The following is a 25,413-nucleotide window of genomic DNA, read 5'->3' on the forward strand; positions in this document are numbered from 1 at the left end:
TCACAGCAGGCCGTCCCACATCTGCTCCAGGAGCACCGACCACCAGTTCTCCGGCGACGACAGCGCCGCCGGGTCCAGCATCGCCAACTGCGCCTGGAAGTCGACCGTCCAGCGGCCCGCCTGCTCCGGGTTGAGCCCGAACCGCAGCCGCCACATCCGGCCGAGGAGCGCCATCGAGCGGGCGAACTCCGGCAGCCCGGTGTTCACGAACTGCGGCGGCACCGACTGCCCGCCGGGACCGGCCTCCACCGGCACCGCCACGATGTGCGCGGTCCCGTACTGGACGCACAGCGCCCGCCCGAAGTCCGAACCGAGCACCAGGTACGAGCTCGCGTCCGGCGCGGCCTGGACCTGCCGCTGCGCCGCCAGCTCGGCCAGCGTCGGCACCACCGGCACGGCCGGCTGCGCCCAGAAGAACGGCCCGAAGTCGGCCGGCAGACCCGCCCACACCAGCGTCCGCGCCACCAGCTCGGGCACCCCCTGACGGGACACCGCGCGCTGGTCGAAGCGGAGGATGCCGGGACCGAACGCCCCGGCCAGCTCCTGCGCGATCGCCTCCGGCGGAACCGGCGGAGCCGGCTGCACCTGCGGCAGCGGCGCCCGTACCGGCGCGGGCCGCGCCGGACCGTCCGCGACCTGGTGCAACTCGCCCTGATGCGTGAGGAGTTGCCGCATGCCCTGCTGACGGCCCGTGTGATCGCGACCGTACGGGGCGATGCTGGTGATCCGCGCCTGCGGCCACGTCTCCCGGATCATCCGCGCGCAGTAACCACCCGGCAGCTCACAGGACTCCAGCTCCGTGTGCAGTTCGAGCACCTGCTGCGGCGGCACGTTCATCGCGCGCAGCTCGTGCAGGATCTGCCACTCCGGATGCGGAGTGCCCGGCGCCGAACGCCGGATGATCTGCGCCTCGGAACCGTCGGGCGCCCGATAGCGCAGCACCGCCTGGTAGCCGGGTCCGACCGTCGGCTGACCCGCCGGCTGCGGATATCCGTACGCCGGGGGTACGGGACCGGGGACGGGCCCCGGCCCGGGCGGCGGCGCGTGACCGCCGTGCACCGGCGGGGGCGTGTGACCGTGCACCGGCGGCGGCGGAGCCGGCGGACCCGGAGGCTGCGGCGCCGAAGGGCCGGCGGGACCCGGGTGCGCCAGCATCGTCGCGGCATGCGCGATGCCGCCCGCCGGCGTACCGGGCGCACCGGGCATGCCCGGCGGCGGCGGAGGCGGCGGGGGCGCGGCCTGACCGCCCTGGCTCGGGTGCGCCAGCATCGTCGCCGCGTGGTGCACGGGCTGCGGCGGCGTCGGCGGACCGGGCGGAGCCGGAGCGGGCGGCGCACCGGGCGGCCCGGGCTGAGCGGGCGGCGCGGGCGGCTGGAGCCCCTCGGGCCCGAGCTGCGACACCAGCTGCGTGGGGATGTACGCGTTGGCACCCGACGAGGCACCCGGCACGCCCGGGGCTCCGGGCGGCGGAGGAGGCGACGCCGGACCGCGTCCGGCCTTCGGCGGCAGCGTGGCCTTGCTGGTCGCGGCATCCGCGATGTCCGCGCCGCCGGGCGCCGAGGGCGCGGGAGCGGGCGGCGGCGGAACCCCGGGCCCACCCGGGGCGACGGGACCGGCCTGGCCGGCAGGACCGGCCTGCGGAGGCAGCGGCGAGGGGCCGGGCATCGCGGGGGCGGGCGGCCCGGGCGGGGGCGCCGGAACACCGCCCGGCCTCGGCGCGGCCGGGTCGAGCCGGGGCGCCACGGCGGTCGGGGGCAGCGCGCTGCCCCCCTGCATCAGGGCGGTCGGCGCGTCGGCACCCACCTGCGGAGGCGGGGCGTCCTCGTCGTCCGCCCCGGACAGTGCCGGCGCGAAGACGGTCGCGGGCAACGGCACCGCCCCGTCGGCCCCGCCGGAGCTCGCGTTGGCGTCGACCCACGGGCTGGCCACGGACGCGGGCGGAGCCGCCGGGGCAGGCGCGTGCGCGGGTACGGGCGCGGGCGTAGGTACGGGCGCCGCCGGCGTCTCCGCCGGAACCCCGTCCATCGCCGTCGGCTCGTACGCGACGCCACCGCCCACCGAATCCGAAGCAGACGAAGCAGACGAAGCCGAAGAAACCGAGGAGGCAGAGGAGGTGGAGGAAGCCACCGAGGCCGACGGCCCCGCCCCCACCGCGCTCACCGGATCGGACGCGTCATCCGCCGGAGCCGACGAACTCCCGCTCTCCTGCGACACGTTCGGCCGCTGCGGCAGACCCACCTTGTCCGCCGCGTCCTGCAACCACTCCGGCGGAGTCAGCAGGAAGGACGTCTGGTTCAGATCGATCCGGGCCGCGGGAACAGCCGCCTGCGCCGGAACCTCCTCCGCCGCCCCGTACTCCTCCTCGTACCGCCGGATCACCTCACCCACCGGCAGCCCCGGCCACAGCGTCGCCTCACCGCTGTCCCGGGCGATCACGAGCCGCTGACGCCCGCCGTCCGACGTCGGACCGCCCTCGCGGTCCTCCGCCCACACCACGAACCCCAGCTCGAACTCCCGGACCCGCACCTCACGGTGCTGGTACGACGGCAGCTCGCCGTTGATCCACTCCTCGGCGCGCTCCTGCGCCTGCGCGAACGTCACCACAGCCCACTCACTCCCCCACCGGGACCACGGGCACCGCACGCGCGAAGCCACCGTCCACCATCAGGTTCGCCACCGTCTCCAGCTCCGGCGGATTGCCCGCGAGACGCTGCAGAAACACGTCGAAGTCCGCACCACAGGGCAGCAGCAGACGCTCCACCCGCTCACCCACCGACCAGCCGGCCGCCACCTCGCCGGAGTCCCGGGCGTCGTCGTAGGCGCAGAAGTACACCGACCCGACCCCCTCGCCCCGCACCTTCAGCGCGATCAGACCGCCCTGGACGAACGCCACGCCCAGATAGTCCTTGGTCAGATGGTCACGGAGGCACTTGTTGACGTACACCAGGTCGTTGACGCCCGCCTCCTCCCGCACCGTGAAGAACGGCTGGTCCACCAGGAGCCCCAGCTCCGCGTCCAGCGCCGCACCCACCGGGGCGCAGCCGCCCGCCGCCTTCAGGAACGAGCGGTACGCCCCCGGCAGCCGGTAGCCGAGGTCCTCCTCGACACCCTGCAACTGCTGCTCCGACACCGACACCACGCCCTTCGGCAGCCCGAAGTGCACCGGCCGGGTCTCCTGCAGCGGACGCGTACCCCGCTTCGCGTGGTCGACGGCAGCCGTCGCCACCCCGCCGTGGTGGCGAAGGAGCGCCTTCACCTCGACCGGGACCAGCTCCATCCGGCGACTGCGCGCCACGTGGTGCCACGTCCAGCCGTGCGGCGTCGCCACCGCGGGAATCGTGTCCCACAGCTCATGGCCGGTCGCGGCCATCGCCGCGTTCGCCGACACGTAGTCCGTGAGCCGCAGCTCGTCGACCCCGAAGCCCTCCGGCGGGTCGGCGATCTCCGCCGCCGCACGCGCGTACGGCGAGAAGTCCGGATGGCCGAACTCGTCGACCCGCACCCCTCGCGGATGCCGGGAGGCACGGACCGGGTCCGGGAAGTGCACGACCTGCCCGGCATAGGCCGCGTTCGGTGGCGCGGTGTCCTGCCCGAGCCGACCTGTCGTCATGGCGGTTGCCCCCTGCACTGGCGTCGCTGACTGCTACTACCCGCAGCCGCTGGCTGCTGCTGACTGATGCCGCACAGCCTATGCGCTGCCACAAGAGCCCGAACCGGCCCGATCCGACGGTCACCAAGTGTCACGAGCCCATGACAGGTGGACCATGATTCCGACACACCGAAGCCACGTTTCCCCGCCCCAGCTTCCCCATGTGGCTTCCTATTTGGCAGGCTGTGCACGCAACTCGGGGGATTGCAGGAGGGGAAGACCAGCACCATGCACACAGCAACGACACCCACACAGGGTGACCCACGCCTCAACTGGAGCAGCAGCGCCGAGGCCACCCGGGCACCCTTACTGCGTCACCGTCGCGACGGAATCCTTCCCACCGTCGGGGCCGCCCTCTCCGTGCGCGGCGAGACCCTCACGTGCACCGCCGGCCGGGGTGACCGCCCGCCGGCCCTGCACGCCCTCGTCCAGGACTTCCTGGACACCCTCACCAGCAGCCAGCGGGAGCGCTTCACCGGGCGCTGCCCCGAAGCGATCCTGCTCTCCCGGCACCTCACGGCCACGGAGACGAGCCGCTCCAAGCGCGCGCAGCGCAAGCCCCTGACCCACGGCGAGGCCCGCCGCTCCCTCAAGCACGCCAAGATCACCGCCCGCCGCATCCGCGAGGACGGCGACCCGCTGCACGGCAGCTACGCCGCGCCCTGCCGCTCCTGTACGGCGATGCTCGCCCACTTCGGCGTCCGCGCCGTCGACCCCACCACGCCTGTCGAGAACGGCTGACCGCACACCCATGCCCGACCACCTCAGCACCACCCGCTTCCCGGTCAACGTCGACGCCGCCCTCCGCGAGGCCGGCTGGCAGCCCGGCCGCTGGGACATCAAGCTCGCCGAAGAATGGGCCGACGCCCTGCGCGCCCACGTCTCCCCCGCCGGCCACCGGCACAGCGTCTTCCCCGCCGCCGTCGAGGCCTGGGCCGAATTCGGCGGCCTGCGGATCACCGCACCCGGCCACGGCCGGCAGATAGCTCCCGCCGCCGTCCGCTTCGACCCGCTCGCCGGACTCCACCTCTCCCGCACCCTCGCCGACCTCGGCCGCGCCCTGGACACGGAGATCGCACCGCTCGGCGAGGAGGGCGACCACCAGGCCCTCCTCGCGATGGACGCCGAAGGCCGCGTCTACAGCCTCGACCACGCGGGCGACTGGTACCTGGGCAAGGACATCGACGCGGCCCTCTCGACCCTCGTCACCGGCGCCCAGCCGACCCGCCTCACCGCGGGCTAGGGCCCAGGACCTAGGGCCGGTCGGGCAGTACCGCGGACACCTTGAACCCGCCGGCGTCGGTCTCCCCCGAGACGAACACGCCGCCGAGCCGCAGCACCCGCTCCCGCATCCCGACGAGCCCGTTCCCGCCGCTCGGCAGCCGTACGTCCGCGTCACCCGCGTCCGAAGGACACGGACCGTTCTCCACCTGCATCGCGACCTCGGCCTCCCGGTGCGCGAGCCGGACCACGACCTTCGCGCCCGCCGCGTGCTTGTGGACGTTCGTGAGCGCCTCCTGCACCACCCGGTACGCCGTGCGCTCCACTTCCGGCGCGTACGCCCGTGGCTCACCCACCACCACGAACTCCACCGCCGCCCCCGCGAGCCGCGACTGCTCGCACAGGGCCTCCAGGGCGTCCAGGCACGGCCCGTCCTCGGCGGCGGCCTCCGCCGCCGCGGCGGCCGCCCGACCGACAGCGGCCAACGGCACCGGAGCCGGAGCCGGAGCCGTCCCCTCCCGGAGCACCCCCAGCATCTCCCGCAGCTCGGTCAACGCCTGCCGCCCCATGTCCCCCACGAGCGCGGCGTTCCGCACGGCCTTCTGCGGATCCTTCAGGGCCACCGCCTGGAGCGCGGCGGCGTGCACCACCATCAGCGACACCCGGTGCGCCACCACGTCGTGCATCTCCCGCGCGATCCGCGTCCGCTCCTCCTGCCGCGCCCACTGCGCCCGCTGCTCCGCCCGGTCCGCGAGCAGCGACAGCTCCTGCTCCAGGCTGTCCGCCCGCTCCCGGAGACTCTCCATGAGCCGGCGGCGCGCCCCTATGTAGAGGCCGAAGAGCAGCGGCGGCGCGTTGAGCCCGAGGGTCATGAACACCGAGACGACGGGCACGTACCAGCCGCTCGGGTCGATGTCCGGCTCTCCGACGTCGGCCTGGGCGACGTCCTGCCGCATCCGGACCACGGTCACGACGAACACGGCGACCGTCGACATCCCCGCGAGCACGGCGGTGATCCGGCGCGGCACCTCGGAGGCGGCGAGCGTGTACAGCCCGACGATCCCCATGAGGAAGCCCATCTCGGCGGGCGCGACGGCGATCGACACGAGCACGACGCCGATGGGCCACCGCCGCCGCACGACGAGGACGGACCCGACGACGAGCCCGAACAGCACCCCCACGGGCACGGGAAGCCCGGCCTTCTCGGCGAACCCGACGCCTTCGACCGCGCACTCCAGCGCGGACACGAACGCGAGCCCGACATCGAGGACGGCACTCCGCCGTCTCCCCCACCACAACCAACTCCGGACGCCCCCAGCGTCCCGGTCTGCCCCCGTCACGGTCATGCCACCCACCCTACGGGCGTGCCCCCCGGCAGTGCCGAGCTATACCGTCGCATGGAAGGCGCCTGGTACGGCATAGTGGAGGCCGCCAGGGCACAGGACCGACGGGATGTCCGCTTTGGCACTACACGCCATCCCCTGTGGTGTAATTGGCAGCACTGAGGCTTTTGGTGCCTTATGTCCGGGTTCGAGTCCTGGCGGGGGAGCTTCTTCATCCGGGTCCTGCCCTCACGGGTCAGGACCCGCACTCATGTCCGCCGCCCGTCACCCCGGTATCCTTCGTGCGTCCACCACCCAAAGCCGAAGGGCATTCCCGTGAGCGCCAATCGCCCGGCAGCCGTCGTCGTCCTCGCAGCGGGTGAGGGCACCCGCATGAAGTCGAAGACCCCCAAGGTCCTGCACGAGATCGCCGGGCGGTCCCTCGTCGGGCACGTCGTCTCGGCCGCCCGCGAGCTGGAGCCCGAGCACCTCGTCGTGGTCGTCGGGCACGCCCGTGAGCAGGTGAAGGGTCACCTGGAGGAGCACTACGCCGGGACCCGTACCGCCGTCCAGGAGGAGCAGAACGGCACCGGGCACGCCGTGCGGATGGCCCTCGAAGAGCTGGGCAAGGCGCCCGACGGCACCGTCGTCGTCGTCTGCGGCGACACCCCGCTGCTGTCCGGCGAGACCCTGCGGGCCCTCGCCGACACCCACGCCGCCGACGGCAACGCCGTCACCGTGCTCAGCGCCGAGGTGCCGGACTCCACCGGCTACGGGCGGATCGTGCGGGACGCCGACACCGGCGCCGTGACCGAGATCGTCGAGCACAAGGACGCCTCCCCCGCGCAGCTCGCCATCCGTGAGATCAACTCCGGCGTGTTCGCGTTCGACGGGCAGCTGCTCGCCGACGCGCTCGGCAAGGTGCGGACGGACAACAGCCAGGGCGAGGAGTACCTCACCGACGTCCTTTCGATCCTGCGCGAGGCCGGTCACCGGGTGGGCGCCTCCATCGCCGGCGACCACCGCGAGATCCTCGGCATCAACAACCGGGTGCAGCTCGCCGAGGCCCGCGCCCTGCTGAACCAGCGGCTGGTCGAGCGGGCCATGCTGGCCGGCGTGACCGTCGTCGACCCGTCCTCCACGTTCGTGGACGTGACGGTGACGTTCGAGCCGGACGCCGTGATCCACCCGGGTACGCAGCTACTCGGCGCCACGCACATCGGCGAGGACGCCGAGGTCGGCCCGAACACGCGGCTCAAGGACTGCACCGTCGGCAAGGGCGCCCGGGTGGACAACACGGTCGCCGACTCCGCCGTGATCGGCGAGAGCGCCTCCGTGGGCCCGTTCGCCTACCTGCGTCCGGGGACGAGCCTCGGCAAGAAGGCCAAGGCCGGTACGTACGTCGAGATGAAGAACGCGACGATCGGCGAGGGCACCAAGGTCCCCCACCTGTCGTACGTGGGCGACGCGACGATCGGCGAGTACACGAACATCGGCGCGGCGAGCGTCTTCGTGAACTACGACGGCGAGACGAAGCACCACACCACGATCGGCTCACACTGCCGCACCGGCTCGGACAACATGTTTGTGGCTCCCATCACGATCGGGGACGGCGCGTACACCGCCGCCGGGTCCGTGATCACGAAGGACGTGCCGGCGGGTTCGCTCGCCGTCGCCCGGGGCCAGCAGCGGAATATCGAGGGTTGGGTGGCCAGGAAGCGGCCCGGCAGCGCTGCCGCGCAGGCCGCTCAGGCAGCATCCGAGGACTCCGCCGGCGAAAGCTGACCGGAAACAGGTGCGTCGAACTCGGCGTACCGTGATACGTGCACACAAATTCGGCTGGCTCGCACACGCGCACGACAGCTCGTGGTTGGCGACCAGACAACACGTCTGAGGAGACAGTGCTGTGACCGGGATCAAGACGACCGGCGAGAAGAAGCTGATGCTCTTCTCCGGCCGCGCCCACCCCGAGCTGGCCGAGGAGGTCGCGCACCAGCTGGGTGTCGGCCTCGTTCCGACCAAGGCGTTCGACTTCGCCAACGGTGAGATCTACGTCCGCTTCCAGGAGTCGGCCCGTGGCGCGGACTGCTTCCTGATCCAGAGCCACACGGCTCCGATCAACAAGTGGATCATGGAGCAGCTCATCATGGTCGACGCTCTGAAGCGGGCCTCCGCGCGGAGCATCACCGTGATCGTCCCGTCGTACGGCTACGCCCGTCAGGACAAGAAGCACCGCGGCCGTGAGCCGATCTCGGCGCGTCTGGTGGCGGACCTGCTGAAGACGGCGGGTGCGGACCGCATCCTCACCGTCGACCTGCACACGGACCAGATCCAGGGCTTCTTCGACGGCCCGGTGGACCACCTGTCGGCGCTGCCGGTGCTCGCGGACTACGTGGGTGCGAAGGTCGACCGCTCCAAGCTGACGATCGTCTCCCCGGACGCGGGCCGCGTGCGGGTCGCCGACCGCTGGTGCGACCGTCTGGACGCGCCGCTGGCGATCGTGCACAAGCGTCGTGACAAGGACGTCGCCAACCAGGTCACCGTGCACGAGGTCGTCGGTGACGTGAAGGGCCGCGTCTGTGTCCTGGTGGACGACATGGTCGACACCGGCGGCACGATCTGCGCCGCCGCGGACGCCCTGTTCGCGCACGGTGCGGAGGACGTCATCGTGACGGCGACGCACGGCATCCTTTCGGGGCCGGCCGCCGATCGTCTGAAGAACTCGAAGGTCAGCGAGTTCGTGTTCACGGACACGCTGCCGGTGCCGGGTGCGCTCGAACTGGACAAGATCACGGTGCTGTCGATCGCGCCGACGATCGCGCGCGCGGTGCGTGAGGTGTTCGAGGACGGTTCGGTGACGAGCCTCTTCGAGGAGCACTGAGTCTCCGAGCAGTGACCGTGAGGGCCGTTCCCCGTCCGGGGGAGCGGCCCTCCGTCGTGTGCCCGGGGAGGTCCCCGGTGATCGAATTGGGCGGTAGGGCGGGTGGCCGGTAGACTGCCGTAGTTGCTCGGCGAGGGAGGCCGTACCCGTACGTCCGTACAGGGTCACGGCGGTCCGTTATCGACGCGCTCTTCGTAGCAGGCCATCGCCAGTCGTGGCCGGGTGACCCGGTTTTTTCGTCACCTTTCTACGAGGAGTGCACCATGGCCGAGATCAAGCTCGCCGCTTCCGTCCGTACCGAGTTCGGCAAGGGCGCCGCCCGCGCGATCCGCCGTGACGGCCAGGTTCCCGCCGTCGTCTACGGCCACGGTGCCGAGCCGGCGCACGTGACCCTCCCGGCCCACGACCTGGCGCTCGCGCTGCGTACGCCGAACGTCCTGCTCTCCCTGGACGTCGACGGCAAGAACGAGCTGGCGATCCCGAAGGCCGTCCAGCGTGACGCCATCAAGGGCTTCCTCATCCACGTCGACCTGCTCCTCGTGCGCCGTGGCGAGAAGGTCACCGTCGAGGTCGTCGTCGAGACCGAGGGCGACCTGGCCCCCGGCAGCTTCCTCGTCGAGAACGTGCTGAACACGCTCTCCGTCGAGACCGAGGCCACGCACATCCCGACCTCCGTCACCGTCTCCATCGAGGGCCTGGAGGCCGGTAACTCCATCCTCGCCAAGGACATCGAGCTGCCGGCCGGCACCACCCTGGTGACCGACCCCGACGCCGTCGTCATCCAGATCCTGGCCGCCCAGGCCGAGGAGCCGGCCGCCGACGCCGCCGAGGGCGCCGAGGCCTGAGCCGTAGGCTCTGCCTGACGTGACGGGGTGACGGGCCGATCGGCCCGTCACCCCGTTTCTCTTGTACGGACGGACACGAGGAGACCTGACGCACATGACGGACGACGACCCGAACGCCCCCTGGCTGATCGTCGGTCTCGGCAACCCGGGACCGGAGTACGCGGCCAACCGCCACAACATCGGCTTCATGGTGGTGGATCTGCTCGCGGACCGGATGCGAGGTTCGTTCAAGCGGGCGCAGAAGGCGCAGGCGCAGGTCGTGGAGGGCCGGATGGGGCCTCCGGGACCTTCGAGCCGCCGGGTCGTCCTCGCGAAGCCGATGTCGTACATGAACCTGTCCGGAGGGCCGGTGACGGCGCTGCGGGACTTCTACAAGGTGCCGACGGCGCGGATCGTGGCGATCCACGACGAGCTGGACATCGACTACGGGGTGCTGCGGCTGAAGATCGGCGGCGGCGACAACGGGCACAACGGTCTGAAGTCGATGACGAAGTCGATGGGCCCGGAGTACCACCGGGTGCGGTGCGGGATCGGGCGTCCGCCGGGGCGGATGCAGGTCGCGGACTTCGTCCTGAAGGACTTCTCGTCGGCCGAGCGCAAGGATCTGGACTGGTTCGTGGACCGGGCGGCGGACTCGGTGGAGTGCCTGGTCGCGGAGGGTCTGGAGCGGGCGCAGTCCGCGTACAACGCGTAGGGCGCGCGGCAGGCAGAACGTACGACTGTACGATCGCGGGTCATGACGCACGTCCGTAACGCCGCCATGGCCCTGGTCGCCCTTCTGCTGCTCGTCGCGGGAGCCTGGGCCTCCTGGGACTCGGCCCAGCACGTCCTGCTCGCGAAGGGGCGGGAACACGGCACGCTGACGGTGACCGGCTGCACGGAGAAGACGTGCACCGGGCGCTACGCCCCGGAGGACGCCTCGTCGACGCGGCGGACGCTGACGATCGAGAAGTCGGTGGCCGCGGAGAAGGGCCTGACGATCCCCGTGGTGGTGAAGCCGGGGACGGACGAGGGTGTGCGGACGGGCTGGGGCGGCGGTCTGCACGCGTGGCTGCCGCTCGGCGGGGCGCTGTTGCTGGCGGCGCCGCTGGTCGGAGGCGGTCTGCGGTTGCCGCGGACGGCGTGGTCGGCGGCGGGCGCGGGCGGGGCGCTGCTGGTGGCGGCGTTCCTGGCGCTTTGACCGGATGGCGTCGGTGGGTGGGGAGTTGTTCCTGACGGTCTGTCTTGTTTGCGCCGTAAACCGGCGCAATCGTTATGGACCTCTGGCTTAAGACCTGCTTAAAGCGACGGATAGGCTGCCCCCGCCACCTCCCACGGCATCCCTCATCCCACAGATGGACGACTGCACATGCGACGCTCCCTGATTTCCGCCGGCGCGCTGGTCGCGGCCGTTGCGGGCTCTCTCGTTCTGGCCCCGGCGGCTTCGGCTTCGGAGGGCAAGACGTACGAACTCCCGCTGCACCAGCCGACCAACCCCCCGATCAGCGCCTCCGAGTTCGCGAAGGAGGGGGAGGACTGCCCCGGCATCCCCTCCGACAAGGACGGCTGGCACTTCATCATCCCCGGCAAGGGTGTGGAGTTCACCAAGCTGACGGTGACCTTCGACAACGGTGACCCGATCGTCGTCACCGACTTCGGTCCGCCGAAGGACGACCACGCGTACGTGGCGTCCGAGCCGGGTGCCAAGCTGACCTCGGCCGTCGCCGAGGTCAACGGTGTGGTCGAGCAGGGCTGGTTCAACCTGTCCCACGCCTGCCCGGCGAGCACCACCCCCACCCCGACCGGCACGCCGAGCACCACCGCGCCGACGCCGACGGACACCCCGTCGACCGGTACGCCGACCGGCACCCCGTCCGGCACCCCCTCGGTGACGCCGAGCGAGTCCGTGTCGCCGACCGCGAGCCCGAGCGTCTCCGAGACCCCCGGCGGCACCGCCTCGCCGTCCGCGTCCACCCCCGCGGGTGAGACCGGTGGCACGGGCGGCACCGGTGGCACCGACGGCGACCTGGCCGAGACCGGCTCCAGCGCCCCCGTCGGCATCCTCGCCGCCGTGGCCGTGGCCCTCGCGGGCGCCGGCGCGTTCCTGGTGACCCGTCGCCGCAAGGCCGGCCAGCAGGGCTGACGCACCCCGTCATGACGGAGCCCCCGCCGGATTCCCCGGCGGGGGCTCTGTCGTACGTACGGGCAGGGTGTCAGCCGGTGTTGCGGAGGCCGGCCGCCACGCCGTTCACGGTGAGGAGCAGGGCCCGTGCGAGCAGCGGGTCCGGCTCCTCGCCGCGCTCGGCGGCGCTGCGCTGACGGTCGAGCAGGGCGACCTGGAGGTAGGAGATCGGGTCCAGGTAGGCGTCGCGGATGGCGAAGGTCTGCTGGAGGACCGGGTTGGAGTCGAGGAGCTTCTCGCCACCGGTGACCTTGAGGACCTCGGCGACGGTCAGCGCGTGCTCGGCCTCGATGGTGTCGAAGACGTGCTTGAGGTCGTCGGGGACCAGGGTGTCGACGTAGTGGCGGGCGATCCGCAGGTCGGTCTTCGCGAGCGTCATCTCGACGTTGGCGAGGAAGTTGCGGAAGAAGTGCCACTGCTCGTACATCTCGCCGAGGACCGGGTCGAGTCCGGCCTCGCGCAGGGCCTTCAGGCCGGAGCCGACGCCGAACCAGCCGGGGACGATCTGGCGGGACTGGGTCCAGCCGAACACCCACGGGATGGCGCGGAGTCCGTCGAGTCCCGCGCCCGAGTCGGGGCGGCGCGAGGGCCGGGAGCCGAGGTGGAGGTCGGCGAGCTGGTCGACGGGGGTCGCCTTGAAGAAGTACGCGGGCAGGTCCGGGTCCTCGACGAGCTTGCGGTACGCGGTGTGGGCGGCGTCGGAGACGGTGTCCATGGCCGCGTCCCAGCGCGCGAGGGCCTCGTCGGACTGGCGGGGCGCGGTGTGCAGGGCGGAGGCCTGCAGGGTGGCCGCGACGGTCAGTTCGAGGTTCTCGCGGGCGAGCGACGGGATCAGGTACTTGTCGGAGATGACCTCGCCCTGCTCGGTCACCTTGATCTCGCCCTCCAGGGTGCCCCAGGGCTGGGCGAGGATCGCGTCGTGCGAGGGGCCGCCGCCGCGGCCGACGGTGCCGCCGCGGCCGTGGAAGAGGCGGAGCCGTACGCCGTAGCGGTGGGCGACGTCGCGCAGGCGGCGCTGGGCGCGGTGGATCTCCCACTGGCTGGTGGTGATGCCGCCGAACTTGGAGGAGTCCGAGTAGCCGAGCATGACCTCCTGGACGTCGCCGCGGAGCGAGACGAGGCGCCGGTAGGAGGGGTCGGCGAGCATGCCGTCGAGGATGACGTCGGCGGCCTTGAGCTCGTCGGTGGTCTCCAGGAGCGGCACGATGCCGATCTTGGCCCAGCCGCCGTGCAGGTCGATGAGGCCGGCCTCGCGGGCGAGGACGGCGGCGGCGAAGACGTCGTCGGCGCCCTGGCACATCGAGATGATGTACGACTCGATGACCTCGGGGCCGAAGCGCTCGAAGGCCTCCTTGACGGTGTGGAAGACGCCGAGGGTCTTCTGTCCGGCCGCGTCGAGCGGGGCGGGCGTGGGGGCGAGCGGGCGGCGCGAGCGCAGCTCCTTGGCGAGGAGCTTCTGCCGGTAGTCGCGCGGCATGTCGGCGTACCGCCAGGACTCCTCGCCGAGGCGGTCGAAGAGCTGGCCGAGGGCGTGGTGGTGGGCGTCGGCGTGCTCGCGGACGTCCATGGTGGCGAGCTGGAGGCCGAAGGCGGAGAGGGTGCGGATGGTGCGGTCCATCCGGCCGTCGGCGAAGAGGCCGCCGCGGTGCTCGCGCAGGGAGGTCTGGATGAGGGTGAGGTCCTGGACGAGCTCGGCGGTGCCGAGGTAGTCGCGGCCGTCCTGGTGGGGGGTGCCCTGGGCGAGGCGCTCGCGGGTGTTGAGGAGCTTCTGCCTGATGCAGGTGGCCTTGAGGCGGTACGGCTCCTCGGCGTTGAGCCGCTTGTAGCGGGGGCTGATCTCCGGGAGGAGTTCCAGGTCGCGCTGGAGGGAGTCCAGGAGTTCCTGGGTGGCTCCGGTGTAGCGGATGGAGTTGGAGAGCAGGCCGCGGAGGTAGTCGACGAGTTCGAGGGCGTCGGTGATGCCGTGCTCGTGCTGGAGGATCAGGACGTCCCTGGTCACCTGGGGGGTGACGTTGGGGTTGCCGTCGCGGTCGCCGCCGATCCAGGTGCCGAAGGTGAGCGGGCGGGTGCCGGCGGGCAGCTCGACGCCGACGCGCTCCAGTTCGGCGGCGAGGTCCTCCAGGACGTCGCCGACGGCGCCGGCGTGCAGCTCGTCGAGGTAGTAGATGGCGTTGCGGGCCTCGTCGGCGGGCTCGGGCCGGACGACGCGGAGTTCGTCGGTCTGCCAGATGAGGTCGATGTTCTCGGCGAGCCTCAGGTCGTGGCGGCGCCGGTCGGCCTCGATGACCGGGGTCTCCAGGAGGGCGGCGATCCGGCGCAGCTTGTTGAGGACCGAGCGGCGGGCCGCCTCGGTGGGGTGCGCGGTGAAGACGGGCCGGACGTTGAGGTTCTTGACCGTCTGGCGGACGTGCTCGGGATCGCCGTCCTTGAGCATGTCGGCGGTGCGGGCGAGAAGGCCGCCCTCGGCGGCGCGCTTCTCGCGCATCTCGCGACCGCGGTGAACCTGCTCGGTGACGTTCGCGAGGTGGAAGTAGGTGGAGAAGGCGCGCACGAGCTTGGCGGCCGTCTCCAGTTCGACGCCGCGGAGCAGTTCGGCGGCGTCGTCGCCGTTCTCGCGGGTGAGGCTGCGGACCCGCTCGACGAGGTCGAGGAGTTCGTGGCCTTCCTGGCGGACGAGGGTCTCGCCGAGGAGATCACCCAGGCGGCGGATGTCGGCGCGCAGCTCGGCGCTGGCGGTGGGGGTCTGGTCGGCACTGCTCACAGGTGCGGCTCCTTGCAGTGTTTGAGCACGTCTGGAGGGGTACTGGAGGCTTGCGGACCGCGCTGTCCGACGCACCCAGGATAGGTGTCCGTCCGCTCGGCGATGGCCCTGCCCCTCTCGTGCCCTCTTGCCGCGCGCCCCGGCGCTGCCATACTTACGATGCCGTAGGTTACGGAGGCGTAGCCTAGGCTGCGTTTTGCCGTATTTTCTCGTACATTCCTCGGATTTCTCTCCGATGTACCCCCCACACACCCTCACCTTCACCCCCAGGGGACACCCATGACCACTAGCCCACAGGTGACCTCGGCGCCGGAGGCGCCGGAAGCGCCCGCCGGCGCCACGGCACTTCCCTCCGCCACGCTGGGCGGCGACAGCAAGGGTTCGATCGAGCAGATCACCCTGGGGCTGTTCATCACGGTGCCCTTCGTGGCCCTGCTCGCGGCGGTGCCGCTGGCGTGGGGCTGGGGGGTGAGCTGGCTCGACGTCGGGCTGATGGTGGCGATGTACTACATCGGCTGCCACGGGATCACGATCGGCTTCCACCGCTACTTCACGCACGGTTCCTTCAAGGCGAAGCGGCCGCTGCGGATCGCGCTGGCGATCATGGGCTCGCTCGCGGTGGAGGGGCCCCTCGTGCGCTGGGTGGCGGACCACCGCAAGCACCACAAGTTCTCGGACGCGGAGGGCGATCCGCACTCGCCGTGGCGCTTCGGGGAGACGGTCCCCGCGCTGATGAAGGGCCTGTGGTGGGCGCACATCGGCTGGATGTTCGACGAGGAGCGGACTCCTCAGCACAAGTACGCGCCCGACCTGATCAAGGACCCGGTGCTGCGCGGGATCTCCCGCCACTTCCTCTCCTTCACGATCCTCTCGCTCGCGATCCCGCCGCTGATCGGCGGTCTGGTGACGTGGTCGTGGTGGGGCGCGTTCACCGCGTTCTTCTGGGGCTCGCTGGTGCGCGTGGCGCTGCTGCACCACGTGACGTGGTCGATCAACTCGATCTGTCACGCGGTGGGCAAGCGTCCCTTCAAGTCGCGGGACCGTTCGGGCAACGTGTGGTGGCTGGCGGTGCTGTCGTGCGGCGAGTCCTGGCACAACCTGCACCACGCGGACCCGACGTCGGCGCGGCACGGGGTGCTGCGCGGCCAGGTCGACTCCAGCGCGCGGCTGATCCGCTGGTTCGAGCAGCTGGGCTGGGCGTCCGACGTGCGCTGGCCGGCGAAGGAGCGCATCGAAGCCCGCCGCCAGAGTGCCTCCGCAGACGCGGCATGATGGAAGACGTGGCGATCGACGGCAGGACCAGCGGGACCGGCAGCAGCGGCGAGCAGAAGCCCCGGCGGGGGCGCCGGGTGCGGATGACGGGCGCGGAGCGCCGGGAGCAGCTTCTCGACATCGGTCGCACGCTCTTCGCCGAGAAGGGTTTCGAGGGCACGTCGGTGGAGGAGATCGCGGCGAAGGCCGGGGTGTCCAAGCCGGTGGTGTACGAGCACTTCGGGGGCAAGGAGGGCCTGTACGCGGTCGTGGTCGACCGGGAGATGCGCCAGCTCCTCGACGGGGTGACGGGCGCGCTGACGGCGGGGCATCCGCGGGAGCTCCTGGAGCAGGCGGCGTTCGCGCTGCTCGACTACATCGAGAACTACACGGACGGTTTCCGGATCCTCGTACGGGACTCCCCGGTGGCGCAGTCGACGGGTACCTTCGCGTCGCTGATCAGTGACATCGCCACGCAGGTGGAGGACATCCTGGGCCTGGAGTTCAAGACCCGGGGGTTTGATCCGAAGCTGGCTCCGCTGTACGCGCAGGCCCTCGTGGGCAGTGTGGCGCTGACGGGTCAGTGGTGGCTGGACGTACGGAAACCGAAGAAGGCCGAGGTCGCGGCGCATCTGGTGAACCTGGCGTGGCACGGGCTCGACGGTCTCGAGCAGAAGCCGCGGCTGATAGGGCACCGCAAGAACTGACCGGACGGTCGGATTCGCTGGGTAAAGCTCTGGCGTAAACCTTTCCGCTGAGTAGAATCATGTTCAACATCCGGGGGGGTGTCCGACCGTCGAACGAGGTCGTCTCCGCGCGCTTTCCGTCGCGCGCTGACGCCGTTCGATGCCTGTACGAACCCCCCTGTTTGGTTCCGTCGAACCTCTGATTCCCTGGGGGGGATCTTTTTGTTCTTCATGCAGTCCAAGCGTGCCCGTCGCGTCGCCGCGTGCACCGCTCTCGCCCTCTCCGCGGGCATGCTCCTCGCCGGTACGGCGTCCGCCGACACCCCGGCGCCGCGCCCGTCCGTGGAGAAGCCGGCTCCGGCCGGTACCGCACTTCCCAAGCTGGCCCTGCCGAAGGTGGACGGCTCCCGCTCCGCCGGGATCACCGGCGCCGCGGAGGCCGGCAGCGCGCCGCGCTCCGACGTCGACGGTGACGGCCACAGCGACATCCTGTGGCGCGGCTACGACGGCGAGGTCTACTCCGCCCTGACGAGCGGTATCGAAGGCTCCCAGGTGTACCGGAGCGACGGCTCGGCCGACTTCGTCAAGGACATCGTCCCGATCGGCGACCAGGACAAGAACGGCACCCGTCCCGAGGTCCTGACGCTGTCCTCCGACGGTGACATCACCCTGTACGGGGACACCACCGAGTCCTACGGCGAATTCCGCTGGGGCGCCTCCGGCTGGCAGATCTACAACAAGGTCTTCTCGCCCGGCGACATCAGCGGTGACGGCCGTCCGGACGTGCTCGCCCGCACGCCCGCCGGCGAGCTGTGGGTCTACGTCTCCACCGGCACGTACAACGCTCCGTTCCACGCCCGTCAGAAGGTCGGCAACGGCTGGCAGGCCTACGACCAGCTCATCGGTCTGGGTGACAGCGACGGCGACGGCAAGGGCGACTTCCTCGCCCGTACGAACGGCGGCGTCCTCTTCTACTACGGCAGCACCGGCAGCCCGTACTCGGTGAAGCCCCGCAAGGAGGTCGGCCACGGCTGGGACCTCTACAACCAGATCGTCGGCATCGACGACGACAACGGCAACGGCATCGGTGATGTCGTCGCGCGTGGCAACGACGGCACGCTGTGGATCTACTACGGCAAGGGCAACGGCCACTTCACGGCCCGCCAGCAGGCCAGCTCCGGCGGCGGCTGGGCCGACACGCCCCAGCTGGGCGGCGCGGGCAACGTGCCGGCGCACGGCAAGGAGGGCATGCTCGCCCGGGACAAGGCCGGAACGATGTTCTGGTACTACCCGACGGGCACGGGCAAGCTGGCCCCCCGCCAGCAGCTCGGCGAGACCGGCATGGCCGCCGGCCTCAACCTCACCGAGGTCAACTCCCTGGGCCCGGACGGGATCTCCGACACTCTGGTCAAGTACGACGGGCGCCTCTACGGCGACGTCGACTACGGCGGTGGCTGGAACGCCATCAACCTGATCGCGGGGCCGGGCGACCTGAACAACGACGGCACCGGTGACTTCGTCGCCCGTGACGTCTCGGGCGTGCTGTGGCTGTACCGGACGAACTACAACAACACGGCGCTCCACTCCCGTGTGAAGATCGGCGGCGGCTGGGGCGCGTACGACCGGATCGTCGGTTCCGGCGACCTCAGCGGCGACGGTCTGAACGACCTGGTGGCGCGCGCCAAGGACGGCAACCTGTACCTGTACCAGGGCACCGGCCAGGCGGGTTACCCGTTCAAGTCCCGCGTGAAGATCGGCGGCGGCTGGAACGCGTACCCGAAGATCGTCGCCCCCGGTGACATCACGGGTGACGGCAAGGCCGACCTCCTCGCGGTGAACTCGGGCGGCGAGCTGTTCCGCTACACGGGCCGCGGCGAGGCGGGCTGGGTCTTCAAGTCCCGCGCCTCCATCGGCACCGGCTACCAGACCTACAACGGTCTCTACTAGTCGTACCGCGCAGCGCACAGGGCGCCCCGCACCGGATCTCCGGTGCGGGGCGTCCGCGTGTTTCAGGCGCTTTTGCGGGCGAGGGCGAAGACGCGGCGGAAGGGGAACACCGTGCCGTGCGGGCCCGGTGGATAGGCCTCGCGGAGGAGGGCGCGGTACTGGCCGAGGAAGGCGTCGACGGCCTCCTGGTCGTCGCCGAGGGTGGTGAGGACGGGCCGCAGGGCGGTGCCCTTGACCCAGTCGAGGACGGGGTCCTCGCCCTGGAGCAGCTGGCAGTACGTGGTCTCCCAGACATCCGTCTCGCAGCCCAGGTCGGTGAGACGGGTGAGGTAGTCGGCGGCGTCGAGGATGTGGACGAAGCGGCGGCCCTGGTCGCCGACGCGGGAGCGCCATTCGGGGGTCTCGCAGAGTTGGCCGAGCAGGGCGTGGCTGGGCGAGGTGAAGTTGCCGGGGACCTGGAAGGCCAGGGTGCCGCCCGGATGGAGTCCGTCGATCCAGCGGGCGAAGGACTCGGGGTGGTTGGGCACCCACTGGAGGGCCGCGTTGGAGACGATCAGGTCGTAGGGCTCTGTGGGCGTCCAGTGGGCGGCGTCCGCGGCCCTGAAGTCCAGCCATCCGCCGCCCCTGGTGGTGCCCGACCAGTCCTTCTCGGCGCGCTCCAGCATGTCGGGCGAGAGATCGAAGCCGGTGATGTGGGCGTCGGGCCAGCGGTCGGCGAGGAGGGCCGTCACATTGCCGGGACCGCAGCCGAGGTCGGCGATGCGGGCGGGCCGGCCCTGGGCGGGCAGGCGCGGTATTCGGGCGAGCAGATCGAGGAACGGGCGGGTGCGGTGGCCGGAGTGCCGGAGGTACTGCTGCGGGTCCCACGTGGGTGCGGCGGATTCAACGGAATGCATGTTCGAGCCCCCTTGCTGGACTGAATGGCCGAAACGGAACGGGTTCCGGCGGGTCCCTTCCCCATAGTCCAGCGGAATATATCTTGAGATCAAGAAGCTTGATGTCGAGAAACTTGAACACAAGAGACTTTATGTCAACAGACCCTCTACACTGATCGTCATGGAGGACGAGGTCGACCGACTGGTCGCAGCATGGCGCCGCGAGCGCCCCGACCTCGACGTGGAACCGCTCGAGGTGCTCAGCCGCGTCTCACGGCTCGCCCGTCACCTCGACCGCGCCCGTCGGCTCGCCTTCTCCGAGCACCAGCTGGAGCCCTGGGAGTTCGACGTCCTCACCTCCCTGCGCCGGGCCGGAGCGCCCTACCAGCTCTCCCCCGGCCAGCTCCTGACGCAGACCCTGGTCACCTCCGGCACCATGACCAACCGCATCGACCGGCTCACCAAGAAGGGCCTCGTCGAGCGGCTCCCCGACCCCAGTGACCGGCGCGGCGTCCTCGTCCGGCTCACCCCCGAGGGCCGCGACCGCGCCGACGAGGCACTGGCCGGACTCCTCGCCCAGGAGCGTGCCATCCTGGCCCAGCTCTCCCGCGGTCAGCGCGGCGAACTGGCCGCCCTGCTACGCCGGCTGACCGCCCCGTTCGACAACCTCCCGGGCTAGCCCGGACACCGGCTCCGCCGGTCCCACGCCCGCCCGCCGGGCAAGGGCCACCGCCGCCAGGGTCGAGTGCACGCCCAGCTTGCCCAGCACGTTCTGCATGTGCGTACGGACGGTGTGCGGGGACAGGAAGAGACGCTCGGCCACCGCCTTGCGGCCCAGGCCCGCGACCATGCAGCGCAGCACCTCCCGCTCGCGCGGGGTCAGCGACTCCACGAGCCGCTCGCTGTCCGTCCGGTGCTTGCGGGCCGCCGTCAGCTCCCGCAGGACGCCGGTGAGCAGCGCGGGCGGCAGATGCGTCTCGTCCCGCAGCACCCCGCGGACCACCGCGAGGAGCCGCTGGAGCGAGCAGTCCTTCGCCACCCAGCCGGCCGCCCCGGCCTGGAGGGCGAGCGCGGCCCGCCGCGGGTCGTCCTTCTCCGCGAGGACGACGGTACGGACCGCGGGCTGCGCCCTGCGCACCCCCGCCACCAGGGAGATCCCGTCGACGGCCGCCTCCGCGTCGTCCGGCACCGCGCGGGCCACGGCCGCTCCGGGGGGCCCCGCGCCCAGTTCGGCGTCGACGAGCATCACGTCGAACCTGCGACCCTCCGCCGCACCGCGTTCCAGGCAGCGCAGGGCGGCCGGGCCGCTTCCCGCCGCGGCGACGTCGACGTCGGGCTCGGCCGCGAGTGCGGCGGCCAGCGATTCGGCGAAGACGCGGTGGTCGTCCACCACCAGGACACGGATACGTGCCACGGACACCCCCAAGTGTCGAGGAACGGACCGACGCGGGCACGGCGCCGGGGGCGGGTCCGTCACGCGCACGACCGCCGCCGTGCGTTGACTGGTACCCCGCCTTCCAGCGCCGTACCCGACCGGGTCTCGCACCCTGAACAGCACCGGCCCCCACCGGCGCTGCCCCACACAGTAGGGGCGGGGCAGCGCGGTGGGGGCCGATTCGCGGAACTGTCCGAAGTCGTCCGGGACTGTGGGGGCGTGAAGCCGGCGCTCAGACCCGGCGCGCACCCGCCGAGGGCACGGCGGGGAAGACCCCCGGAGCCGTGTACCCGGCCTCGGCGAAGGCCTTCCCGACGGCGGCGGCGACCGCGTCCGCCCGGTCGGTGTCGACGAGGACGACGGCCGAGCCGCCGAAGCCGCCGCCGGTCATCCGGGCTCCGAGCGCCCCGGCGGCGTTCGCCGTCTCCACCACGAGGTCCAGTTCGGGGCAGGAGACGCGCAGGTCGTCACGGAGGGAGGCGTGGCCCTCGGTGAGGACCTGGCCGACGGCCCGGGTGTCCCCGGCGTCGAGCAGGGCGATGGTCCGCTCCACGCGCGCGTTGTCGGTGACGACGTGCCGGACGTAGCGCAGAATCGTCTCGTCGCCCAGGCGTGCGAGCGTTTCGGGAAGATGCGCAGCGCTCACCTCGCGCAGGGTCTTCACCCCGAGCGCCCGCGCACCGGCTTCACAGCCAGCGCGCCGCTCGGCGTACGCGCCGTCCCCGAGCGCGTGCTTCACGCGGGTGTCGACGACGAGGAGCCGCAGCCCCTCGGCCGCCAGGTCGAAGGGGACCTGCCGGTACGAGAGGTCCCGGGTGTCCAGATGGAGGGCATGGCCCTCCTCGGCGCAGGCGGAGGCCATCTGGTCCATGACCCCGCAGGGGACGCCGACGAAGGCGTTCTCTGCGCGCTGGGCGATCCTGGCGAGTTCGGGCCGGGTGAGTCCGAGGCCGAACAGCTCGTTCAGGGCGAGCGCCGTGACGACTTCGAGCGCCGCCGAGGAGGAGAGGCCCGCGCCGGTCGGCACGGTCGAGGTGAGGTGCACGTCCGCGCCGGTCACCGGGTGGCCGGCCTCCCGCAGGGCCCAGACGACCCCGGCGGGGTAGGCCGCCCAGCCTCCGCCGGAGAGCGGTTCGAGGGTGTCGGCCGCCAGCTGGACGATGCCGCCGTCGATGTCGGCGGAGTGCAGGCGCAGCACGTTGTCGTCACGGCGGGAGACGGCGGCGACGGTGGTGTGCGGCAGGGCGAGCGGCAGGACGAAGCCGTCGTTGAAGTCGGTGTACTCGCCGATCAGGTTGACCCGCCCGGGGGCGGCCCAGACACCGTCGGGGGCGGCGCCGTACAGCGCCTCGAAGTCGGCGGCGACGCTCATGCGTTCTCCTCCTGACGGCGACGGGCGAAGGCCCAGGCGTCGGCGACGACGGCCGCCAGGTCGGGACGGGACGGCGTCCAGCCGAGCCGCTCGCGGGCGGCGTCGGCGGAGGCGACCAGGACGGCCGGGTCGCCGGGGCGGCGGGCGGCGGTGATCTCCGGGACGGGGTGGCCGGTGACCCGCCGTACGGTCTCGACGACCTCGCGGACGGAGAAGCCGCTGCCGTTGCCCAGGTTGCAGACGAGGTGCTCGCCGGCCGGCACCGCGTCCCGGCTCATGGCGTCGAGCGCGAGCAGGTGGGCCTCGGCGAGGTCGGCGACGTGGATGTAGTCGCGGACGCAGGTGCCGTCCGGCGTCGGGTAGTCCTCGCCGTACACGGAGATCGCCTCGCGGCGGCCCTGGGCGACCTGGAGGACGAGCGGGATCAGGTGCGACTCGGGCTCGTGGCGCTCGCCGAGCGAGCCGTACGCCCCCGCCACGTTGAAGTAGCGCAGCGACACGGCGGCCAGGCCGTGGGCGGCGCACTCCCCGCCGATCATGTGGTCGACGGCCAGTTTGCTCGCCCCGTAGGGGCTGGTGGGGGCGGTCGGCGCGGACTCGGTGATCGGCACGGTCTCCGGCTCACCGTAGGTGGCGGCGGTGGAGGAGAACACCAGCTTGCGCACGCCGGCGGCGCGCAGGGCGGCGAGCAGGGCCATGCTGCCGCCGACGTTGTTGTCCCAGTACTTCTCGGGCTTGGCCACGGATTCTCCGACCTGGGAGAAGGCGGCGAAGTGCAGGACGCCGTCGTAGGAGCCGTCCAGCCACTTCGCGGCGTCCTGGACGCGGCCCTCGATGAACTCGGCGCCGTCGGGGACGGCTTCGGCGAAACCGGTGGAGAGGTCGTCGAGGACGGTGACGCGGTCGCCCCGTTCCAGGAGGTGGGCGGCGACGACGCTGCCCACGTATCCGGCTCCGCCGGTCACCAGGTACCTCTGTGTCATGCGCTTGCCACCTCTCGGAGTCGTCGGGCCGCGTCCTCCGGCCGTACGTCGTTCATGAACGCGCCCATGCCGGACTCGGTGCCCGCGAGGTACTTCAGCTTGCCGGAGGCCCGTCGGACGGTGAAGAGCTCCAGGTGCAGTCCGAAGTCCTCCCGCCGCCCGTCCGTGAACGGCGCCTGGTGCCAGGCGGCGATGTAGGGCGTCGGCGGCTCGTCCGGGCCGAAGATCCGGTCGAAGCGCCTCAAGAGTTCCAGGTAGACCTGTGCGAACTCTGTGCGCGCCGCGCCGTCGAGGGCGAGGAGGTCGGGCACCCGCCGCTTGGGGTGGAGGTGCACCTCGTACGGCCAGTGGGCGGCGTACGGGACGAAGGCGATCCAGTGCTCGGTCTCCAGGACCACCCGCTCGCCGTCGGCGCGTTCGCGGGCGACGACGTCGTCGAAGAGGTTCCGGCCGGTCTCGGCGCGGTGCTCGTCGACGCGGCGGCGCATCGCGGCCGTGCGGGGGGCGACGTACGGGAAGGCGTAGATCTGGCCGTGCGCGTGGGGCAGGGTCACGCCGATCTCCTGGCCCCGGTTCTCGAAGCAGTAGACCTGCTCGACGCCGGGGAGGGCGGAGAGGGTGGCGGTGCGGTCGGTCCAGGCGTCGAGGACGAGGGCGACCCGCTCCTCGGTGAGGTCGGCGAAGGAGGCGGTGTGGTCGTCGGTGAAGCAGACGACCTCGCAGCGGCCGACGCCGCCGGAGAGGGACGGGAAGCGGTTCTCGAAGACCACCACCTCGTAGCTCTCCTCGGGGACCTCGCTCTCGCGTCCGTCCCGGGAGGGACAGAGCGGGCAGGCGTCGGCCGGCGGGAGGTAGGTGCGGGCCTGCCGGTGCGAGGCGACGGCGACGTCGTCGCCGGTGAGGGCGTCGCGCCGGATCTCGGAGCGGGAGACGACGGGGGTGAGGGGGCGCGGGTCGACGGCGGTACGGACGGTGTCGTCGCCGCTGTCGTAGTAGATCAGCTCGCGCCCGTCGGCGAGCGTGGCGACGGTCTTCTTCACGGGTGTGCCCTCCGGCGGGATCAAACAGAACCACGCACAAGGAATCACATTCCAACATGAGCGTCAACGCCGAAGCCGGGGCCCCGCACCGCGGGGCCCCGGAAACTCACCTCAGCGGGGTCCCCGCTGCTGCGGCACCGCCCGGTCGAGCAGCCCCGTACGGGCCGCGAGGGCCGCCGCCTCCAGGCGCGAACCGACCCCCAGCTTCATCAGGACCCGCTGCACATGCGTCCGCGCCGTGCTCGACGCGATCCCCATCCCCGCCGCGATCAGCCGGGTGTCCTCCCCCTCCGCGACCCGGACGAGGACCTCCACCTCCCGCTGCGTGAGCAGCCGCAGCAGCCGCTGCCCCTCGTCGTCCGGCTGCGCCGTGGGGTGCAGCAGCTCCGCGAAGGCCGCCTGGAGCAGCTGCGGCGCCACCGCCGACTCACCCGCCCTCGCCTTCACCAGGGCGCGCTCCACCCCCTCGATGCGCTCGTCCTGCCGGACGTATCCCGAGGCGCCGGCCGCGAACGCCGCCGCGATCCCGCGCGGCGAGGGCACGGGACCCAGCACCACCACCGCCACCTGCGGCCGCTCCCGCTTGATCCGCACGACCACGTCGAAGGCCCCTGGATCGGCCGGAGCCGCCGTCCCGAGCAGACAGACCTCCGGCGCCCGGCTCACCACCAGCTCCGCCGCCCCCGCCACCGGCGCGGCCGCCGCGAGCACCCGGTGCCCGCGCAGCTTCAGCGCCGAGGCGAGCGCCTCCGCGAGCAGGCGGTGGTCGTCCACCACCACGAGGCGTACGCCCATCCCGCTCTTCCCCCTTCTCCGCGCCCGCCGTCCCCCGGCACGCCTGACCCGGCAAGGTACACGCTCCCCCGCCCCGCATCGCCCCATTCGCATCGCCATGTCGACGAATCGTCACCTCACCCGCCGTCACATCACCCTCACGGGTGGCCTCGCGGCAGACGGGAGCGGGCCCCTCCGGATTTCCGGAGG

At 71.9% G+C, this 25,413-nt stretch carries 22 protein-coding genes and 1 tRNA gene; 13 read left to right on the forward strand and 10 right to left on the reverse strand.

All coding sequences use genetic code 11. The annotated features are described in order from the left end of the window. Together IO20_RS37450 and IO20_RS0105185 are read right to left on the reverse strand one after the other, a co-directional pair. Positions 1-2,604, reverse strand: a complete 2,604-nt coding sequence (locus IO20_RS37450) for an SUKH-4 family immunity protein (RefSeq protein ID WP_051874282.1) — start codon at positions 2,602-2,604, stop codon at positions 1-3. Between the two features lie 7 nt (positions 2,605-2,611). After that, the gene (locus IO20_RS0105185; RefSeq protein WP_030546486.1) at positions 2,612-3,610 is read right to left on the reverse strand and encodes an SMI1/KNR4 family protein; all 999 of its coding nucleotides are present in this window, start codon (positions 3,608-3,610) and stop codon (positions 2,612-2,614) included. A gap of 267 nt (positions 3,611-3,877) precedes the next feature. Here IO20_RS0105185 and IO20_RS0105190 point away from each other — a divergent pair, with 267 nt between their 5' ends. Both IO20_RS0105190 and IO20_RS0105195 read left to right on the forward strand, forming a co-directional pair. Beyond that, positions 3,878-4,390: a YwqJ-related putative deaminase gene (locus IO20_RS0105190; protein WP_030546488.1), complete on the forward strand. Its 513-nt coding sequence runs from the start codon at positions 3,878-3,880 to the stop codon at positions 4,388-4,390. Positions 4,391-4,400: 10 nt separating this feature from the next. After that, positions 4,401-4,892: an SUKH-3 domain-containing protein gene (locus tag IO20_RS0105195; protein ID WP_030546490.1), complete on the forward strand. Its 492-nt coding sequence runs from the start codon at positions 4,401-4,403 to the stop codon at positions 4,890-4,892. A 10-nt stretch (positions 4,893-4,902) separates the two neighbouring features. On the opposite strand, the gene IO20_RS0105200 is transcribed toward IO20_RS0105195, so the two are convergent. Then, a complete protein-coding gene (locus tag IO20_RS0105200; RefSeq protein WP_030546492.1) occupies positions 4,903-6,216 on the reverse strand; it encodes a sensor histidine kinase in 1,314 nt (437 codons plus the stop codon). A gap of 131 nt (positions 6,217-6,347) precedes the next feature. Here IO20_RS0105200 and IO20_RS0105205 point away from each other — a divergent pair. The 7 genes from IO20_RS0105205 (at position 6,348) to IO20_RS41965 (ending at position 12,040) form a co-directional block, all read left to right on the forward strand. Then, a tRNA-Gln gene (locus IO20_RS0105205) sits at positions 6,348-6,419 on the forward strand. A gap of 109 nt (positions 6,420-6,528) precedes the next feature. Beyond that, positions 6,529-7,977, forward strand: a complete 1,449-nt coding sequence (glmU, locus tag IO20_RS0105210; RefSeq protein ID WP_030546494.1) for a bifunctional UDP-N-acetylglucosamine diphosphorylase/glucosamine-1-phosphate N-acetyltransferase GlmU — start codon at positions 6,529-6,531, stop codon at positions 7,975-7,977. Between the two features lie 121 nt (positions 7,978-8,098). Next, positions 8,099-9,073: a ribose-phosphate diphosphokinase gene (locus IO20_RS0105215; protein ID WP_030210834.1), complete on the forward strand. Its 975-nt coding sequence runs from the start codon at positions 8,099-8,101 to the stop codon at positions 9,071-9,073. 263 nt (positions 9,074-9,336) lie between these two features. Continuing rightward, complete coding sequence (locus IO20_RS0105220) at positions 9,337-9,918, forward strand: 50S ribosomal protein L25/general stress protein Ctc (protein ID WP_030546496.1); 582 nt, start codon at positions 9,337-9,339, stop codon at positions 9,916-9,918. A 94-nt stretch (positions 9,919-10,012) separates the two neighbouring features. Next, positions 10,013-10,612 (forward strand): aminoacyl-tRNA hydrolase, encoded by a 600-nt coding sequence (gene pth / locus IO20_RS0105225; RefSeq protein WP_030210840.1) that lies wholly within the window; start codon positions 10,013-10,015, stop codon positions 10,610-10,612. Between the two features lie 42 nt (positions 10,613-10,654). Continuing rightward, complete coding sequence (locus tag IO20_RS0105230; RefSeq protein ID WP_030546498.1) at positions 10,655-11,098, forward strand: hypothetical protein; 444 nt, start codon at positions 10,655-10,657, stop codon at positions 11,096-11,098. Between the two features lie 168 nt (positions 11,099-11,266). Then, complete coding sequence (locus IO20_RS41965; RefSeq protein ID WP_030546500.1) at positions 11,267-12,040, forward strand: LPXTG cell wall anchor domain-containing protein; 774 nt, start codon at positions 11,267-11,269, stop codon at positions 12,038-12,040. A gap of 70 nt (positions 12,041-12,110) precedes the next feature. On the opposite strand, the gene ppc is transcribed toward IO20_RS41965, so the two are convergent. After that, entirely contained in the window at positions 12,111-14,840 is a 2,730-nt protein-coding gene (gene ppc, locus IO20_RS0105240; protein WP_030546502.1) for a phosphoenolpyruvate carboxylase, read from the reverse strand. A 279-nt stretch (positions 14,841-15,119) separates the two neighbouring features. Here ppc and IO20_RS0105245 point away from each other — a divergent pair, with 279 nt between their 5' ends. The 3 genes from IO20_RS0105245 to IO20_RS0105255 all read left to right on the forward strand — a co-directional run bounded on the left by IO20_RS0105245 (position 15,120) and on the right by IO20_RS0105255 (position 18,724). Then, positions 15,120-16,112 carry an acyl-CoA desaturase gene (locus IO20_RS0105245; RefSeq protein WP_030546504.1) on the forward strand — a complete coding sequence of 331 codons (993 nt, stop codon included), beginning with the start codon at positions 15,120-15,122 and terminating at the stop codon, positions 16,110-16,112. Further along, a complete protein-coding gene (locus IO20_RS0105250) occupies positions 16,112-16,798 on the forward strand; it encodes a TetR/AcrR family transcriptional regulator (RefSeq protein ID WP_030210854.1) in 687 nt (228 codons plus the stop codon). The genes IO20_RS0105245 and IO20_RS0105250 overlap by 1 nt, the downstream gene beginning before the upstream one ends. A 210-nt stretch (positions 16,799-17,008) precedes the next feature. Next, entirely contained in the window at positions 17,009-18,724 is a 1,716-nt protein-coding gene (locus tag IO20_RS0105255) for an FG-GAP repeat domain-containing protein (protein WP_030546506.1), read from the forward strand. Between the two features lie 62 nt (positions 18,725-18,786). Here the strand turns inward: IO20_RS0105255 and IO20_RS0105260 are convergent, their stop codons facing one another. Then, on the reverse strand, positions 18,787-19,620 hold the full coding sequence (locus tag IO20_RS0105260; protein WP_030546508.1) for a trans-aconitate 2-methyltransferase: 834 nt from the start codon (positions 19,618-19,620) through the stop codon (positions 18,787-18,789). Between the two features lie 160 nt (positions 19,621-19,780). Between IO20_RS0105260 and IO20_RS0105265 the strand changes: the two genes are divergently transcribed. Next, positions 19,781-20,278: a MarR family winged helix-turn-helix transcriptional regulator gene (locus tag IO20_RS0105265; protein ID WP_030210863.1), complete on the forward strand. Its 498-nt coding sequence runs from the start codon at positions 19,781-19,783 to the stop codon at positions 20,276-20,278. On the opposite strand, the gene IO20_RS0105270 is transcribed toward IO20_RS0105265, so the two are convergent. The 5 genes from IO20_RS0105270 to IO20_RS0105290 all read right to left on the reverse strand — a co-directional run bounded on the left by IO20_RS0105270 (position 20,237) and on the right by IO20_RS0105290 (position 25,224). After that, the gene (locus IO20_RS0105270; RefSeq protein ID WP_030546510.1) at positions 20,237-21,013 is read right to left on the reverse strand and encodes a response regulator transcription factor; all 777 of its coding nucleotides are present in this window, start codon (positions 21,011-21,013) and stop codon (positions 20,237-20,239) included. The two genes, IO20_RS0105265 and IO20_RS0105270, sit on opposite strands and share 42 nt — an antisense overlap. Positions 21,014-21,266: 253 nt before the next feature. Continuing rightward, positions 21,267-22,406: a galactokinase gene (gene galK / locus IO20_RS0105275; RefSeq protein WP_030546512.1), complete on the reverse strand. Its 1,140-nt coding sequence runs from the start codon at positions 22,404-22,406 to the stop codon at positions 21,267-21,269. Next, complete coding sequence (gene galE / locus IO20_RS0105280) at positions 22,403-23,389, reverse strand: UDP-glucose 4-epimerase GalE (RefSeq protein WP_030546515.1); 987 nt, start codon at positions 23,387-23,389, stop codon at positions 22,403-22,405. Before galE ends, galK begins: the two co-directional genes overlap by 4 nt. Then, entirely contained in the window at positions 23,386-24,429 is a 1,044-nt protein-coding gene (gene galT / locus IO20_RS0105285) for a galactose-1-phosphate uridylyltransferase (RefSeq protein ID WP_030546517.1), read from the reverse strand. Before galT ends, galE begins: the two co-directional genes overlap by 4 nt. Before the next feature lie 111 nt (positions 24,430-24,540). Continuing rightward, a complete protein-coding gene (locus tag IO20_RS0105290) occupies positions 24,541-25,224 on the reverse strand; it encodes a response regulator transcription factor (RefSeq protein ID WP_030546520.1) in 684 nt (227 codons plus the stop codon). Between the last annotated feature and the right edge of the window lie 189 nt (positions 25,225-25,413).

The organism is Streptomyces exfoliatus, from assembly GCF_000725545.1.
Classification (GTDB): domain Bacteria; phylum Actinomycetota; class Actinomycetes; order Streptomycetales; family Streptomycetaceae; genus Streptomyces; species Streptomyces exfoliatus.

Coding starts and splice junctions, on each gene's coding strand:
- IO20_RS0105185 (WP_030546486.1), bottom strand. CDS start 3,610: ATGACGACAGGTCGGCTCGGGCAGGACACCGCGCCACCGAACGCGGCC.
- IO20_RS0105190 (WP_030546488.1), top strand. CDS start 3,878: ATGCACACAGCAACGACACCCACACAGGGTGACCCACGCCTCAACTGG.
- IO20_RS0105195 (WP_030546490.1), top strand. CDS start 4,401: ATGCCCGACCACCTCAGCACCACCCGCTTCCCGGTCAACGTCGACGCC.
- IO20_RS0105200 (WP_030546492.1), bottom strand. CDS start 6,216: ATGACCGTGACGGGGGCAGACCGGGACGCTGGGGGCGTCCGGAGTTGG.
- IO20_RS0105220 (WP_030546496.1), top strand. CDS start 9,337: ATGGCCGAGATCAAGCTCGCCGCTTCCGTCCGTACCGAGTTCGGCAAG.
- pth (WP_030210840.1), top strand. CDS start 10,013: ATGACGGACGACGACCCGAACGCCCCCTGGCTGATCGTCGGTCTCGGC.
- IO20_RS0105230 (WP_030546498.1), top strand. CDS start 10,655: ATGACGCACGTCCGTAACGCCGCCATGGCCCTGGTCGCCCTTCTGCTG.
- IO20_RS41965 (WP_030546500.1), top strand. CDS start 11,267: ATGCGACGCTCCCTGATTTCCGCCGGCGCGCTGGTCGCGGCCGTTGCG.
- IO20_RS0105245 (WP_030546504.1), top strand. CDS start 15,120: ATGACCACTAGCCCACAGGTGACCTCGGCGCCGGAGGCGCCGGAAGCG.
- IO20_RS0105250 (WP_030210854.1), top strand. CDS start 16,112: ATGGAAGACGTGGCGATCGACGGCAGGACCAGCGGGACCGGCAGCAGC.
- IO20_RS0105255 (WP_030546506.1), top strand. CDS start 17,009: ATGCAGTCCAAGCGTGCCCGTCGCGTCGCCGCGTGCACCGCTCTCGCC.
- IO20_RS0105260 (WP_030546508.1), bottom strand. CDS start 19,620: ATGCATTCCGTTGAATCCGCCGCACCCACGTGGGACCCGCAGCAGTAC.
- IO20_RS0105265 (WP_030210863.1), top strand. CDS start 19,781: ATGGAGGACGAGGTCGACCGACTGGTCGCAGCATGGCGCCGCGAGCGC.
- galK (WP_030546512.1), bottom strand. CDS start 22,406: ATGAGCGTCGCCGCCGACTTCGAGGCGCTGTACGGCGCCGCCCCCGAC.
- galE (WP_030546515.1), bottom strand. CDS start 23,389: ATGACACAGAGGTACCTGGTGACCGGCGGAGCCGGATACGTGGGCAGC.
- IO20_RS0105290 (WP_030546520.1), bottom strand. CDS start 25,224: ATGGGCGTACGCCTCGTGGTGGTGGACGACCACCGCCTGCTCGCGGAG.